Here is a 15,566-nt window from a genome sequence, read left to right as displayed (position 1 = left end):
GTAAACAGTTGTAATGTCTTTTTCAGGCCGGCATAATGGTCGGCCTGATTTTGTTTTAGGTCAGTAGCTCAATTGGCAGAGCGACGGTCTCCAAAACCGTAGGTTGGGGGTTCGATTCCCTCCTGACCTGCCAGATTCACTCGGTGTGTCTGGCTTTCTTTTCACAGGATCTTCATAGATGACTCCTAAAGCTGAAGCTCAAGGCTCTCGCTTCGATCTGCTCAAGTGGCTAGTGGTAGTCGCTTTGGTGGCTGTTGGCGTTGTTGGCAATCAGTATTTTTCTGCTTCGCCGATCCTGTACCGAGTACTTGCATTGCTCGCCATTGCTGCTGTTGCTGCCTTTGTAGGCCTCCAGACAGCCAAGGGCAAGTCTTTCTTCGTACTCGCTAAGGAAGCTCGCACCGAGATTCGTAAAGTCGTATGGCCGACTCGCCAAGAAACCACGCAGACCACGTTGATCGTTGTGGCTGTTGTTCTGGTGATGGCGTTGCTGTTGTGGGGGCTCGACTCCCTGCTCGGCTGGCTTGTTTCCTTGATTGTTGGCTAAGGGTGTCCCGTGGCTAAGCGTTGGTACGTTGTGCATGCTTACTCGGGTTACGAGAAGCATGTTATGCGCTCGCTGATAGAGCGTGTGAAGCTGGCTGGCATGGAAGATGGCTTTGGCGAGATTCTGGTTCCCACTGAAGAAGTGGTTGAAATGCGTAATGGCCAGAAGCGCAAAAGTGAACGTAAGTTCTTCCCAGGCTATGTGCTGGTACAGATGGATATGAACGAAGGGACTTGGCACTTGGTCAAGGATACCCCTCGGGTGATGGGCTTCATTGGCGGTACCGCCGACAAGCCTGCGCCAATCACGGATAAAGAGGCAGAAGCGATTCTGCGTCGTGTTGCTGATGGTAGCGACAAGCCGAAGCCGAAGACGCTGTTTGAACCAGGTGAGGTTGTGCGTGTCACCGACGGTCCATTCGCTGATTTCAATGGCACGGTTGAAGAAGTTAACTACGAAAAGAGCCGGATCCAAGTGGCAGTGCTCATTTTCGGTCGCTCTACTCCGGTAGAGTTGGAGTTTAGTCAGGTCGAAAAGGTCTGATTGAACAGGCATCCCAACCCCGCAGCCCAAGGCTGTGGGGTTTTGTCGTCACTGGGATAAACGCGCAAGCAACCGGGGAGCCTTTCGAGGCGTTCGAACCCGTAATTGGAGTGCCTCATGGCCAAGAAGATTACCGCTTACATCAAGCTGCAAGTGAAGGCCGCTCAGGCTAACCCAAGCCCACCTGTTGGTCCTGCACTGGGTCAGCACGGCGTGAACATCATGGAATTCTGCAAGGCTTTCAACGCCCGTACTCAGGGTCTTGAGCCAGGTCTGCCGACTCCAGTGATCATCACTGTCTACAGCGACCGTAGCTTCACTTTCGAAACAAAAAGCACCCCTGCTTCGGTTCTGCTGAAGAAGGCTGCAGGTTTGACCAGCGGTTCCGCTCGTCCAAACACCGTTAAGGTTGGCACCGTGACCCGTGCTCAGCTGGAAGAAATCGCGAAAACCAAAAACGCGGATCTGACTGCAGCTGATATGGATGCAGCCGTGCGTACTATCGCCGGTTCTGCTCGTAGCATGGGCCTTAACGTGGAGGGTGTGTAATGGCTAAGCTGACCAAGCGTCAAAAGGCTATCGCCGGCAAAATCGAAGCAGGCAAGGCCTACAACTTTGTAGATGCCGCCGCTCTGCTGGCTGAGCTGTCGACTGTCAAGTTCAGCGAGTCGTTCGACGTTGCTGTGAACCTGGGCGTTGACCCACGTAAATCCGACCAGGTCGTACGTAGCGCAACTGTGCTGCCGCACGGCACTGGCAAGACTGTCCGTGTTGCCGTGTTCACCCAGGGCCCAGCAGCTGAAGCTGCTCTGGCTGCTGGCGCTGACCGCGTAGGCATGGACGATCTGGCTGCTGAAATGAAAGGCGGCGACCTGAACTATGACGTCGTGATCGCTTCCCCGGATGCCATGCGCGTTGTAGGCCAGTTGGGTCAGATCCTCGGTCCACGTGGCCTGATGCCTAACCCTAAAGTCGGCACCGTAACGCCAGACGTAGCCACCGCGGTTAAAAACGCCAAGGCTGGTCAGGTTCGTTATCGCACCGACAAGAACGGCATCATCCACACTTCCGTTGGCAAGATTGGCTTCGACGCCGTCAAGCTGAAGGAAAACGTTGAAGCCCTGATCGCTGATCTGAAGCGTATCAAGCCAGCTTCTTCGAAAGGTATCTACGTCAAGCGCGTTACCCTGAGCACCACTATGGGCCCAGGTCTGGTTATCGATCAGAGCTCGCTCGACGCGTAAGACAACGGTTGGCGCAAGCGATTACGCCAATCAAATATTGGGGTCCCTGCCTGGCGGGGGCTGTCCAAGACCGTAGGCGACGAAAGTCTTAAACCACAAGCCTACGCAGATGGTGCTCCCGGTTCCTTACCGAATCAGACACCAAAACGACATTCGGTTTCGATCGGATGAAACGGTAACAAGCAGGAGTTAAACCCGTGGCAATTAAACTCGAAGACAAGAAGGCCATCGTCGCTGAAGTCAACGAGGCTGCCAAAGCTGCTCTGTCCGCTGTCGTGGCTGATGCCCGTGGCGTAACAGTAGGCGCTATGACCGGACTCCGTAAAGAGGCCCGTGAAGCTGGCGTTTACGTACGTGTTGTACGTAACACCTTGCTCAAGCGCGCTGTTGCTGACACTGAATACAGTGTTCTCAACGACGTGTTCACCGGCCCGACCTTGATCGCGTTCTCCAACCAACATCCTGGCGCTGCTGCCCGTTTGTTCAAGGAATTCGCCAAAGGTCAGGACAAGTTCGAGATTAAGGCAGCTGCGTTCGAGGGCAAGTTCCTCGCAGCTAACCAGATCGACGTACTGGCAACTCTGCCGACCCGTGACGAAGCAATTTCCCAGCTGATGAGCGTGATGCAAGGCGCTACCAGCAAATTGGCTCGTACCCTGGCGGCACTGCGCGACCAGAAAGAAGCTGCCGCAGCCTAAGGCTCGACACCTCTTTTCGCGTTTTTTGTTTATTTCGATGGTCGCGTAGGCCGTCCCCCAATTCAGGAATTTAGTTTCATGACTATCTCTCAAAACGACATCCTCGAAGCAGTAGCCAACATGTCCGTAATGGAAGTTGTTGAGCTGATCAAAGCTTTCGAAGAAAAATTCGGTGTTACCGCTGCTGCTGCTTCCGCTGGTCCAGCTGTTGCTGCTGCCGTTGCTGAAGAGCAAACCGAATTCAACGTCATGCTGACCGAAGCTGGCGAGAAGAAAGTAAACGTGATCAAGGCAGTACGTGAGCTGACCGGTCTGGGCCTGAAAGAAGCCAAGGCTGTAGTTGACGGCGCTCCTGCCATGGTTCTGGAAGCTGTTGCCAAAGACGCAGCTGACAAAGCCAAGGCCGCTCTGGAAGAAGCAGGCGCTAAAGTCGAGCTGAAGTAAGCATCGACTTTGCGTCTCCAGCCCGAGCGTTAAGCGACAGGCTGATGGCTGGTGGCTCTTGCCACCGGCCTTTTTCCGTTATTGGCAGCCGACTGGGTCGGTGCTGATCACGAGCTGTAACCACCCGATGTGGTGGCGCAAACCATGGGGTTTGCACGATTTTCTGGCTGCTCCCGTCGGGAGGGGCCAAACAAGCAGGTGACCAAGCTGGGGAACGCTGATGGCTTACTCATATACTGAGAAAAAACGTATCCGCAAGGACTTTAGCAAGTTGCCGGACGTCATGGATGTGCCGTACCTCCTGGCCATCCAGCTGGATTCGTATCGTGAATTCTTGCAAGCGGGAGCGACTAAAGATCAGTTCCGCGACGTGGGCCTGCATGCGGCCTTCAAATCCGTTTTCCCGATCATCAGCTACTCCGGCAATGCTGCGCTGGAGTACGTCGGTTATCGCCTGGGCGAACCGGCATTTGATGTCAAAGAATGCGTATTGCGCGGTGTAACTTACGCCGTACCTTTGCGGGTAAAAGTGCGCCTGATCATTTTCGACAAAGAATCGTCGAACAAAGCGATCAAGGACATCAAAGAGCAAGAAGTCTACATGGGTGAAATCCCCCTGATGACTGAAAACGGTACCTTCGTAATCAACGGTACCGAGCGTGTAATCGTTTCCCAGCTGCACCGTTCTCCGGGCGTGTTCTTCGACCACGACCGTGGCAAGACGCACAGCTCCGGCAAACTGCTCTATTCCGCGCGCATCATTCCTTACCGCGGTTCGTGGCTGGACTTCGAGTTCGACCCGAAAGACTGCGTGTTCGTGCGTATCGACCGTCGTCGCAAGCTGCCTGCATCGGTACTGCTGCGCGCGCTCGGCTATACCACCGAGGAAGTGCTGGACGCGTTCTACACCACCAACGTATTCCATGTGCAGGGTGAAAACCTGAGCCTGGAGTTGGTGCCTCAGCGCCTGCGCGGTGAAATCGCCGTCCTGGATATCCAGGATGACAAGGGCAAGGTTATTGTCGAGCAAGGCCGTCGTATTACTGCTCGCCACATCAACCAGCTGGAAAAGGCCGGGATCAAAGAGCTGCAGGTGCCGATGGACTACGTCCTGGGTCGCACTTCGGCCAAGGTCATCGTGCATCCAGCTACTGGCGAGATCATCGCTGAATGCAACACCGAGCTGACCGTCGAGATCCTGGCGAAAATCGTCAAGGCCCAGGTCGTTCGTATCGAGACCCTGTACACCAACGACATCGACTGCGGTCCGTTCATCTCCGACACGCTGAAGATCGACTCCACCGGCAACCAACTGGAAGCCCTGGTCGAGATTTATCGCATGATGCGTCCTGGCGAGCCGCCAACCAAGGATGCCGCCGAGACCCTGTTCAACAACCTGTTCTTCAGTCCTGAGCGCTATGACCTGTCTGCGGTCGGCCGGATGAAGTTCAACCGTCGCATCGGTCGTACCGAGATCGAAGGTTCGGGCGTGCTGAACAAGGATGACATCGTTGCGGTGCTCAAGACCCTGGTCGACATCCGTAACGGTAAAGGCATCGTCGATGACATCGACCACCTGGGTAACCGTCGTGTTCGCTGCGTAGGCGAGATGGCCGAAAACCAGTTCCGTGTTGGCCTGGTGCGCGTAGAGCGTGCGGTCAAGGAACGCCTGTCGATGGCTGAAAGCGAAGGCCTGATGCCGCAGGACCTGATCAACGCCAAGCCTGTTGCTGCGGCGGTGAAAGAGTTCTTCGGTTCGAGCCAGCTGTCCCAGTTCATGGACCAGAACAACCCGCTGTCCGAGATCACCCACAAGCGTCGTGTCTCCGCACTCGGCCCAGGCGGTCTGACTCGTGAGCGTGCAGGCTTCGAAGTTCGTGACGTACACCCGACCCACTACGGTCGCGTATGCCCGATCGAAACGCCGGAAGGTCCGAACATCGGTCTGATCAACTCCCTGGCTGCCTACGCGCGCACCAACCAGTACGGCTTCCTCGAAAGCCCGTACCGTGTGGTGAAGGACGCCCTGGTCACCGACGAGATCGTGTTCCTGTCCGCCATCGAAGAGGCTGATCACGTGATCGCCCAGGCTTCGGCCACGATGAACGACAAGAAAGTCCTGACCGACGAACTGGTAGCCGTTCGTCACCTGAACGAGTTCACCGTCAAGGCGCCGGAAGACGTCACCTTGATGGACGTATCGCCGAAGCAGGTAGTTTCGGTTGCAGCGTCTCTGATCCCGTTCCTCGAGCACGACGACGCCAACCGTGCGTTGATGGGTTCGAACATGCAGCGTCAGGCTGTACCGACCCTGCGCGCCGACAAGCCGCTGGTAGGTACCGGCATGGAGCGTAACGTTGCCCGTGACTCCGGCGTTTGCGTCGTGGCTCGTCGTGGCGGTGTGATCGATTCCGTCGACGCCAGCCGTATCGTGGTCCGTGTTGCCGATGACGAAGTTGAGCCGGGCGAAGCCGGTGTCGACATCTACAACCTGACCAAGTACACCCGCTCCAACCAGAACACCTGCATCAACCAGCGTCCGCTGGTAAGCAAGGGTGATCGGGTTCAGCGCAGCGACATCATGGCTGACGGCCCGTCCACCGATATGGGTGAGCTGGCTCTGGGCCAGAACATGCGCATCGCCTTCATGGCATGGAACGGCTTCAACTTCGAAGACTCCATCTGCCTGTCCGAGCGTGTGGTCCAGGAAGACCGCTTCACCACGATCCACATCCAGGAACTGACCTGTGTGGCGCGTGACACCAAGCTTGGCCCAGAGGAAATCACTGCGGACATCCCGAACGTGGGTGAAGCTGCACTGAACAAGCTGGACGAAGCCGGTATCGTTTATGTAGGTGCTGAAGTAGGCGCAGGCGACATCCTGGTCGGCAAGGTCACTCCGAAAGGCGAGACCCAGCTGACTCCGGAAGAGAAACTGCTGCGTGCCATCTTCGGTGAAAAAGCCAGCGACGTTAAAGACACCTCCCTGCGCGTGCCTACCGGCACCAAGGGTACCGTCATCGACGTACAGGTCTTCACCCGCGACGGCGTTGAGCGTGACGCTCGTGCGCTGTCGATCGAGAAGACTCAGCTCGACGAGATCCGCAAGGACCTGAACGAAGAGTTCCGTATCGTCGAAGGCGCGACTTTCGAGCGTCTGCGCTCCGCCCTGGTCGGCCACAAAGCCGAAGGCGGCGCCGGCCTGAAGAAAGGTCAGGAGATCACCGACGAAGTCCTCGACGGTCTTGAGCATGGCCAGTGGTTCAAACTGCGCATGGCTGAAGATGCTCTGAACGAGCAGCTCGAGAAGGCCCAGGCCTACATCGTTGATCGTCGCCGTCTGCTGGACGACAAGTTCGAAGACAAGAAGCGCAAACTGCAGCAGGGCGATGACCTAGCTCCAGGCGTGCTGAAAATCGTCAAGGTCTACCTGGCAATCCGTCGCCGCATCCAGCCGGGCGACAAGATGGCCGGTCGTCACGGTAACAAAGGTGTGGTCTCCGTGATCATGCCGGTTGAAGACATGCCGCACGATGCCAATGGCACCCCGGTCGATGTGGTCCTCAACCCGTTGGGCGTACCTTCGCGTATGAACGTTGGTCAGATTCTTGAAACTCACCTGGGCCTCGCGGCCAAGGGGTTGGGCGAGAAGATCAACCGTATGATCGAAGAGCAGCGCAAAGTCGCTGACCTGCGTAAGTTCCTGCACGAGATCTACAACGAGATCGGCGGGCGCAACGAAGAGCTGGACACCTTCTCCGATCAGGAAATCCTGGATCTGGCGAAGAACCTGCGCGGCGGCGTTCCAATGGCTACCCCGGTGTTCGACGGTGCCAAGGAAAGCGAGATCAAGGCCATGCTGAAACTGGCAGACCTGCCAGAAAGCGGCCAGATGCAGCTGTTCGACGGTCGTACCGGCAACAAGTTCGAGCGTCCGGTTACCGTTGGCTACATGTACATGCTGAAGCTGAACCACTTGGTAGACGACAAGATGCACGCTCGTTCTACCGGTTCTTACAGCCTGGTTACCCAGCAGCCGCTGGGTGGTAAGGCGCAGTTCGGTGGTCAGCGTTTCGGGGAGATGGAGGTCTGGGCACTGGAAGCATACGGTGCTGCATACACTCTGCAAGAAATGCTCACAGTGAAGTCGGACGATGTGAACGGCCGGACCAAGATGTACAAAAACATCGTGGACGGCGATCACCGTATGGAGCCGGGCATGCCCGAGTCCTTCAACGTGTTGATCAAGGAAATTCGTTCCCTCGGCATCGATATCGATCTGGAAACCGAATAACACGTGACGCGAATCGAGAGCGGGGCTGTGTTGCCCGCTCTCTGCTCCGCCAGGAGGAAAGGCCTTGAAAGACCTACTGAATTTGCTGAAAAACCAGGGTCAAGTCGAAGAGTTCGACGCCATCCGTATTGGATTGGCCTCGCCTGAGATGATCCGTTCGTGGTCGTTCGGTGAAGTTAAAAAGCCGGAAACCATCAACTACCGTACGTTCAAACCCGAGCGTGACGGCCTGTTCTGCGCCAAGATCTTTGGCCCGGTAAAGGATTACGAGTGCCTGTGCGGTAAGTACAAGCGCTTGAAGCATCGCGGCGTGATCTGTGAGAAGTGCGGCGTTGAAGTCGCGCTGGCAAAAGTTCGTCGTGAGCGCATGGCGCACATCGAACTGGCCTCGCCAGTTGCTCACATCTGGTTCCTGAAATCGCTGCCGTCCCGTATCGGCCTGCTGATGGACATGACCCTGCGTGATATCGAACGCGTTCTCTACTTCGAGAGCTACGTCGTTATCGATCCAGGCATGACCACCCTTGAAAAAGGTCAGCTGCTCAACGACGAGCAATACTTCGAAGCGCTGGAAGAGTTCGGCGACGATTTCGATGCCCGCATGGGTGCCGAAGCTGTCCGCGAACTGCTGCACGCGATCGACCTGGAGCACGAGATTGGCCGCCTGCGCGAAGAGATTCCGCAAACCAACTCCGAAACCAAGATCAAGAAGCTGTCCAAGCGTCTGAAGTTGATGGAAGCCTTCCAGGGTTCCGGCAACCTGCCAGAGTGGATGGTGCTGACCGTTCTGCCGGTTCTGCCGCCAGACCTGCGTCCACTGGTTCCGCTTGATGGCGGTCGTTTCGCGACTTCCGACCTCAACGATCTGTATCGTCGAGTAATCAACCGTAACAACCGCTTGAAGCGCCTGCTTGACCTGTCCGCTCCGGACATCATCGTGCGCAACGAAAAGCGTATGTTGCAGGAAGCGGTCGACGCCTTGCTCGACAACGGTCGTCGTGGCCGTGCTATCACTGGTTCGAACAAACGTCCTCTGAAATCCCTGGCTGACATGATCAAGGGTAAGCAAGGTCGTTTCCGTCAGAACTTGCTCGGTAAGCGTGTTGACTACTCCGGTCGTTCGGTAATTACCGTAGGCCCGACCCTGCGTCTGCACCAGTGCGGCCTGCCAAAGAAAATGGCTTTGGAGCTGTTCAAGCCGTTCATTTTCGGCAAGCTGGAAATGCGTGGCCTTGCGACCACCATCAAAGCCGCCAAGAAGATGGTCGAGCGCGAGCTGCCAGAGGTCTGGGACGTTCTTGCTGAAGTGATTCGCGAACACCCAGTGCTGCTCAACCGTGCACCGACCCTTCACCGTCTGGGTATCCAGGCGTTTGAACCGGTACTGATCGAAGGTAAGGCTATCCAGCTGCACCCTCTGGTCTGTGCTGCGTACAACGCCGACTTCGACGGCGACCAAATGGCCGTGCACGTACCGCTGACGCTGGAAGCCCAGCTGGAAGCGCGTGCGTTGATGATGTCGACCAACAACATCCTGTCGCCAGCCAACGGTGAGCCGATCATCGTTCCGTCCCAGGACGTTGTATTGGGTCTGTACTACATGACCCGTGAAGCGATCAACGCCAAGGGCGAAGGTCGTGTGTTCGCGGATCTGCAGGAAGTTGACCGTGTGTTCCGTGCCGGCGAAGCCGCACTGCACGCCAAGGTCAAGGTGCGGATCAACGAAACCGTAAACGATCGCGATGGCAGCAGCGTGACCAACACCCGTATTGTCGACACCACCGTCGGCCGTGCGCTGTTGTTCCAGGTTGTGCCAAAAGGCTTGTCGTTCGATGTCGTCAACCTGCCGATGAAGAAAAAAGCGATCTCCAAGCTGATCAACCAGTGCTACCGCGTGGTTGGTCTGAAAGAGACCGTGATTTTCGCTGACCAGTTGATGTACACCGGTTTTGCCTATTCGACCATCTCCGGCGTTTCCATCGGTGTTAACGACTTCGTTATCCCAGATGAAAAAGCCCGCATCATCGGTGCCGCCACCGAAGAAGTGAAAGAGATCGAAAGCCAGTACGCGTCCGGCCTGGTAACCCAGGGCGAGAAGTACAACAAGGTGATCGACCTCTGGTCCAAGGCAAACGATGAAGTTTCCAAGGCGATGATGGCCAACCTCTCGAAAGAGAAGGTCATCGACCGCCATGGCGACGAAGTCGACCAGGAATCCTTCAACTCGATGTACATGATGGCCGACTCGGGCGCACGGGGTTCTGCTGCGCAGATCCGTCAGCTCGCCGGTATGCGTGGTCTGATGGCCAAGCCGGACGGTTCCATCATCGAGACCCCGATTACTGCGAACTTCCGTGAAGGTTTGAGCGTACTCCAGTACTTCATCTCCACTCACGGTGCTCGTAAGGGTCTTGCGGATACCGCGTTGAAAACGGCGAACTCCGGTTACCTGACTCGTCGTCTGGTAGACGTTGCCCAGGATCTGGTCGTGACCGAGATCGATTGCGGCACCGAACATGGCTTGGTAATGACTCCGCACATTGAAGGCGGTGACGTTGTAGAGCCGTTGGGTGAGCGCGTATTGGGTCGTGTCATCGCCCGTGATGTATTCAAGCCAGGTACCGAGGACGTCATCGTTCCTGCCGGCACCCTGGTTGACGAGAAGTGGGTCGAATTCATCGAGCTCAACAGCATCGACGAAGTGATCGTGCGTTCTCCGATCAGCTGCGAAACTCGCTACGGCATCTGCGCCAAATGCTACGGTCGCGACCTGGCACGTGGTCACCAGGTGAACATCGGTGAAGCGGTCGGCGTTATCGCTGCCCAGTCCATCGGTGAGCCGGGTACCCAGCTGACGATGCGTACGTTCCACATTGGTGGTGCGGCAAGCCGGACCTCCGCAGCCGACAGCGTTCAGGTGAAGAATGGCGGTACCGTCCGTCTGCACAACCTGAAGCACGTTGAGCGTGTCGACGGTCACCTGGTGGCTGTGTCCCGTTCCGGTGAGTTGGCGATTGCCGACGACTTCGGTCGTGAGCGCGAGCGCTACAAGCTGCCGTACGGTGCTGTGATTTCGGTGAAGGAAGGCGACAAGGTCGACGCTGGCGCCATCGTGGCGAAGTGGGACCCGCACACTCACCCGATCGTTACCGAAATGAAAGGTACCGTGACCTACGTGGGCATGGAAGAAGGCATCACGATCAAGCGTCAGACTGACGAATTGACCGGTATGACCAACATCGAAGTCCTCGACGCAAAAGATCGCCCAGCTGCCGGCAAGGACATTCGTCCGGCTGTGAAGATGGTCGACGACAACGGCAAGGACCTGTTGCTGCCAGGCACTGACGTAATTGCTCAGTACTTCCTGCCAGCCAACGCCCTGGTCGGTGTTGCGGACGGTGCGCGGATCGCGATCGGTGATGTTATCGCTCGTATCCCGCAGGAAACTTCGAAAACCCGCGACATCACCGGTGGTCTGCCGCGTGTTGCCGACTTGTTCGAAGCCCGTCGTCCGAAAGAAGCCTCGATTCTGGCTGAAGTCAGCGGCACCATCGCGTTCGGTAAAGAAACCAAGGGCAAGCGCCGTCTGGTCATTACCCCGAACGACGGTAGCGATCCGTACGAAGAGCTGATTCCGAAGTGGCGCCACCTGAACGTTTTCGAAGGCGAACAGGTAAACCGCGGCGAAGTTATCTCCGACGGTCCGAGCGATCCACACGACATCCTGCGTCTGCTGGGTGTGAGTGCGCTGGCCAAGTACATCGTGAACGAAATCCAGGACGTTTATCGTCTGCAGGGCGTGAAGATCAACGATAAGCACATCGAGACCATCCTGCGTCAGATGCTGCGTAAAGTTGAGATCTCCGAGTCCGGCGACTCCAGCTTCATCAAGGGCGACCAGATGGAACTGACGCACGTGCTGGTGGAAAACGAGCGCCTGGCGAACGAGGACAAGTTCCTTGCCAAGTTCACTCGCGTACTGCTGGGTATCACCAAGGCGTCGTTGTCCACCGAATCGTTCATCTCGGCGGCTTCCTTCCAGGAAACCACCCGTGTATTGACCGAGGCGGCGGTAACCGGCAAGCGCGACTACCTGCGCGGCCTGAAAGAAAACGTGGTCGTGGGTCGTCTGATCCCGGCCGGTACCGGTTTGGCCTATCACAGCGAGCGCAAGCGTCGCCGTGATGCAGACAAGCCGTTGCGCGTAAGCGCCAGTGAAGTGGAAGCTGCACTGACCGAAGCACTGAACTCGAGCGGTAACTGAGTTCGGCGTTGATTAAGTGCCTGGCCCTGGCCACCCCGTTCGGCGGATCGAGACAAATTGTCGAGATTCGGCGGGCGGGGAGGTCGGGGCCTTGCCTTGACTGGGGACAAGATCCTCTTTAGACTCTTGATCCCCTAAATTTGGCGGGAATTCGTTCCTGCCATTTTGCTTTTCTTGTAAGACAATAGCGTCGCAAGACAACAGTGGAGCTAGTAGATGGCAACTATCAACCAGCTGGTACGTCAGCCGCGTAAGCGTATCGTCGAGAAATCCGACGTACCTGCGCTGCAGAACTGCCCGCAACGTCGTGGCGTATGCACCCGTGTGTATACCACCACGCCGAAAAAACCTAACTCGGCACTGCGTAAAGTATGCCGTGTGCGCCTGACCAACGGTTTCGAGGTTTCCTCGTACATCGGTGGTGAAGGTCACAACCTGCAAGAGCACAGCGTGGTACTGATCCGTGGCGGTCGTGTAAAAGACTTGCCAGGTGTTCGTTACCACACCGTCCGCGGTTCTTTGGATACTTCCGGCGTTAAAGGTCGTAACCAGGGTCGTTCGAAGTACGGTACCAAGCGTCCGAAGTAATCGGCCGTTTTGCAGTTTTTCATTTTTATTGAGTCGATAAGAGTAAGGTCGGGCAAGCATATGCTGTCCCGGGCTAACCTGAAGACCGCTTGAGGGCTTATCATGCCAAGACGTCGCGTAGCAGCCAAACGTGAGATTCTGGACGATCCGAAATACGGAAGCCAGATTCTCGCCAAGTTCATGAACCACGTTATGGAAAGCGGCAAGAAAGCCGTTGCCGAGCGTATTGTTTATGGCGCATTGGACAAAGTTAAGGAACGCAAGAACAGCGATCCCCTGGAAATCTTCGAGAAAGCTCTCGACGCCATCGCTCCGCTGGTCGAAGTGAAGTCGCGCCGTGTAGGTGGTGCTACTTACCAGGTTCCGGTCGAAGTTCGTCCTTCCCGTCGTAACGCCCTGGCAATGCGCTGGCTGGTAGACTTCGCCCGCAAGCGCGGCGAGAAGTCCATGGCCCTGCGTTTGGCTGGTGAACTGTTGGACGCTGCTGAAGGTAAAGGTGCTGCAGTTAAGAAGCGTGAAGACGTGCACCGTATGGCTGAAGCCAACAAGGCTTTCTCGCACTACCGCTTCTAATTTTAGCGTCACTCAATTTGCGAGGGCTTTATGGCTCGTACTACACCGATTAATCGCTACCGTAACATCGGTATCGTTGCTCACGTGGATGCTGGTAAGACCACCACCACTGAGCGCGTCCTTTTTTACACCGGCAAAAGTCACAAAATGGGCGAGGTGCATGACGGCGCCGCGACCACAGACTGGATGGTTCAGGAGCAGGAGCGTGGTATTACCATTACTTCTGCTGCTATCACCGCCTTCTGGAAAGGTTCCGAGAAGCAGTACCCGCACGAGCATCGCTTCAACGTAATCGATACCCCGGGCCACGTAGACTTCACCATTGAAGTTGAACGTTCCCTGCGTGTACTCGACGGCGCGGTTGTCGTGTTCTGTGGTACTTCCGGTGTTGAGCCTCAGTCGGAAACCGTATGGCGTCAGGCCAACAAATACGGCGTTCCACGTCTTGTTTATGTAAACAAGATGGACCGTGCTGGTGCCAACTTCCTGCGCGTGATCGGTCAGATCAAGCAGCGTCTGGGTCACACTCCGGTGCCTATCCAGCTCGCTATCGGTTCGGAAGACAACTTCCAGGGCCAAATCGACCTGATCAACATGCAGGCTGTGTACTGGAATGACTCCGACAAGGGCATGGTCCCTGTTCGCAAGGAAATTCCTGCCGAGCTGTTGGAAGAAGCCGAGCAATGGCGCAGCAACATGGTCGAGGCTGCGGCCGAAGCCAGCGAAGAGCTGATGAACAAGTACCTCGAAGGTGAAGAACTCACCAACGACGAAATCAAGGCGGCTCTGCGTCAGCGTACTATTGCTGGTGAAATCGTTCTGGCCGTTTGCGGTTCTTCCTTCAAGAACAAGGGTGTTCCCCTGGTTCTCGACGCCGTTATCGACTTCCTGCCTGCTCCAACCGACATTCCTGCTATCAAGGGTTCCAACCCGGATAACGAGGAAGAGGAAATGGAGCGGCACGCAAGTGACGACGAGCCGTTCGCGGCTTTGGCGTTCAAGATCGCTACCGACCCATTCGTGGGTACCTTGACCTTTGTTCGGGTTTACTCGGGCGTGTTGGCATCCGGCGACGGCGTGATCAACTCGGTAAAAGGCAAGAAAGAGCGCGTGGGTCGTATGGTGCAAATGCACGCAAACGCCCGTGAAGAAATCAAGGAAGTACGCGCTGGTGACATCGCGGCCTTGATCGGCATGAAGGACGTCACCACTGGTGAAACCTTGTGCAACGCTGACAAGCCAATCATCCTGGTTCGCATGGACTTCCCGGAGCCGGTAATCTCGGTTGCCGTTGAGCCTAAGACCAAGGATGACCAGGAAAAAATGGGTATCGCTCTGGGCAAGCTCGCTCAGGAAGACCCGTCTTTCCGCGTCAAGACTGATGAAGAGACTGGTCAAACGATCATCTCCGGCATGGGCGAGCTGCACCTAGACATCCTGGTTGACCGGATGCGCCGTGAGTTCAACGTCGAAGCCAACATCGGTAAGCCTCAGGTTTCCTATCGTGAGCGCATCACGAAGAGCTGTGAAATCGAAGGCAAGTTCGTTCGCCAGTCCGGCGGTCGTGGCCAGTTCGGCCATTGCTGGATCCGTTTTGCTCCTGCTGACGAAGGTCAGGAAGGTCTGCAATTCCTGAACGAAGTCGTAGGTGGTGTGGTTCCTAAGGAATACATCCCAGCGATCCAGAAGGGTATCGAAGAGCAGATGAAGAACGGCGTTGTTGCCGGCTATCCGCTGATCGGCCTGAAGGCGACCGTGTTCGACGGTTCTTACCACGACGTCGACTCCAACGAGATGGCGTTCAAGGTGGCTGCTTCCATGGCTACCAAGCAACTGGCCCAGAAGGGCGGTGGTGAGTTGCTTGAACCTATCATGGCGGTAGAAGTCGTTACGCCTGAAGACTACATGGGTGATGTCATGGGCGACCTTAACCGTCGTCGTGGCATGATTCTGGGTATGGAAGATACGGTTTCCGGCAAGGTTATTCGCGCCGAGGTTCCGTTGGGTGAGATGTTCGGTTACGCAACCGACGTTCGCTCCATGTCTCAGGGTCGCGCAAGCTACTCTATGGAATTCAAAAAATACAATACAGCTCCGTCGCATATCGTCGAGACTGTTACCAAAAAGCAAGGCTGATCCAGCCCCTTTAAGCTAGGAGTTAATTGTCGTGGCTAAAGAAAAATTTGAACGGAACAAACCGCACGTCAACGTTGGCACCATCGGCCACGTTGACCACGGTAAAACTACTCTGACCGCTGCTCTGACCCGTGTCTGCTCCGAAGTTTTCGGTTCGGCCAAGGTTGACTTCGACAAGATCGACAGCGCCCCGGAAGAAAAAGCTCGCGGTATCACCATCAACACCGCTCACGTT

Annotated in this window: 12 protein-coding genes and 1 tRNA gene; all 13 read left to right on the top strand. The window is 56.2% G+C overall.

What is annotated here, in order from left to right; all coding sequences use genetic code 11:
• Positions 1-57 precede the first annotated feature (57 nt).
• Positions 58-133 (top strand) — tRNA-Trp (locus JZ00_RS29320).
• 45 nt (positions 134-178) lie between these two features.
• Positions 179-547, top strand: a complete 369-nt coding sequence (gene secE / locus JZ00_RS29315) for a preprotein translocase subunit SecE (RefSeq protein WP_039594676.1) — start codon at positions 179-181, stop codon at positions 545-547.
• 9 nt (positions 548-556) lie between these two features.
• Entirely contained in the window at positions 557-1,090 is a 534-nt protein-coding gene (gene nusG / locus JZ00_RS29310; protein ID WP_010443972.1) for a transcription termination/antitermination protein NusG, read from the top strand.
• A 117-nt stretch (positions 1,091-1,207) separates the two neighbouring features.
• Entirely contained in the window at positions 1,208-1,639 is a 432-nt protein-coding gene (gene rplK / locus JZ00_RS29305) for a 50S ribosomal protein L11 (RefSeq protein WP_003176435.1), read from the top strand.
• Positions 1,639-2,334 carry a 50S ribosomal protein L1 gene (rplA, locus tag JZ00_RS29300; RefSeq protein ID WP_003186095.1) on the top strand — a complete coding sequence of 232 codons (696 nt, stop codon included), beginning with the start codon at positions 1,639-1,641 and terminating at the stop codon, positions 2,332-2,334. The genes rplK and rplA overlap by 1 nt, the downstream gene beginning before the upstream one ends.
• A gap of 197 nt (positions 2,335-2,531) precedes the next feature.
• Positions 2,532-3,032, top strand: coding sequence for a 50S ribosomal protein L10 (rplJ, locus tag JZ00_RS29295; protein ID WP_039594677.1), 501 nt, complete (start codon positions 2,532-2,534; stop codon positions 3,030-3,032).
• Between the two features lie 78 nt (positions 3,033-3,110).
• Complete coding sequence (gene rplL / locus JZ00_RS29290; RefSeq protein WP_039594678.1) at positions 3,111-3,476, top strand: 50S ribosomal protein L7/L12; 366 nt, start codon at positions 3,111-3,113, stop codon at positions 3,474-3,476.
• 220 nt (positions 3,477-3,696) lie between these two features.
• Entirely contained in the window at positions 3,697-7,770 is a 4,074-nt protein-coding gene (rpoB, locus tag JZ00_RS29285; protein ID WP_039594679.1) for a DNA-directed RNA polymerase subunit beta, read from the top strand.
• A gap of 64 nt (positions 7,771-7,834) precedes the next feature.
• Positions 7,835-12,034 (top strand): DNA-directed RNA polymerase subunit beta', encoded by a 4,200-nt coding sequence (gene rpoC / locus JZ00_RS29280; protein WP_039594680.1) that lies wholly within the window; start codon positions 7,835-7,837, stop codon positions 12,032-12,034.
• A 216-nt stretch (positions 12,035-12,250) separates the two neighbouring features.
• Positions 12,251-12,622 (top strand): 30S ribosomal protein S12, encoded by a 372-nt coding sequence (gene rpsL, locus JZ00_RS29275; RefSeq protein ID WP_003186084.1) that lies wholly within the window; start codon positions 12,251-12,253, stop codon positions 12,620-12,622.
• Between the two features lie 102 nt (positions 12,623-12,724).
• Positions 12,725-13,195, top strand: a complete 471-nt coding sequence (gene rpsG / locus JZ00_RS29270) for a 30S ribosomal protein S7 (protein WP_003186074.1) — start codon at positions 12,725-12,727, stop codon at positions 13,193-13,195.
• Between the two features lie 30 nt (positions 13,196-13,225).
• The gene (gene fusA, locus JZ00_RS29265) at positions 13,226-15,331 is read left to right on the top strand and encodes an elongation factor G (protein WP_039594681.1); all 2,106 of its coding nucleotides are present in this window, start codon (positions 13,226-13,228) and stop codon (positions 15,329-15,331) included.
• 31 nt (positions 15,332-15,362) lie between these two features.
• A partial coding sequence (locus JZ00_RS29260; RefSeq protein ID WP_039594682.1) for a GTP-binding protein occupies positions 15,363-15,566 on the top strand: 204 nt, incomplete at its 3' end.

The organism is Pseudomonas frederiksbergensis (assembly GCF_000802155.2).
Classification (GTDB): Bacteria; Pseudomonadota; Gammaproteobacteria; order Pseudomonadales; family Pseudomonadaceae; genus Aquipseudomonas; species Aquipseudomonas frederiksbergensis_A.
The sequence above is the reverse complement of the archived record's forward strand: the minus strand, read 5'-3'. Positions and strand labels throughout refer to the sequence as shown.

Excerpts from the sequence above, each read along its gene's own strand:
- secE (WP_039594676.1), top strand. The coding sequence starts at position 179 with ATGACTCCTAAAGCTGAAGCTCAAGGCTCTCGCTTCGATCTGCTCAAG.
- fusA (WP_039594681.1), top strand. The coding sequence starts at position 13,226 with ATGGCTCGTACTACACCGATTAATCGCTACCGTAACATCGGTATCGTT.
- rpsG (WP_003186074.1), top strand. The coding sequence starts at position 12,725 with ATGCCAAGACGTCGCGTAGCAGCCAAACGTGAGATTCTGGACGATCCG.
- rpsL (WP_003186084.1), top strand. The coding sequence starts at position 12,251 with ATGGCAACTATCAACCAGCTGGTACGTCAGCCGCGTAAGCGTATCGTC.
- rplL (WP_039594678.1), top strand. The coding sequence starts at position 3,111 with ATGACTATCTCTCAAAACGACATCCTCGAAGCAGTAGCCAACATGTCC.
- rpoB (WP_039594679.1), top strand. The coding sequence starts at position 3,697 with ATGGCTTACTCATATACTGAGAAAAAACGTATCCGCAAGGACTTTAGC.
- rplA (WP_003186095.1), top strand. The coding sequence starts at position 1,639 with ATGGCTAAGCTGACCAAGCGTCAAAAGGCTATCGCCGGCAAAATCGAA.
- rplK (WP_003176435.1), top strand. The coding sequence starts at position 1,208 with ATGGCCAAGAAGATTACCGCTTACATCAAGCTGCAAGTGAAGGCCGCT.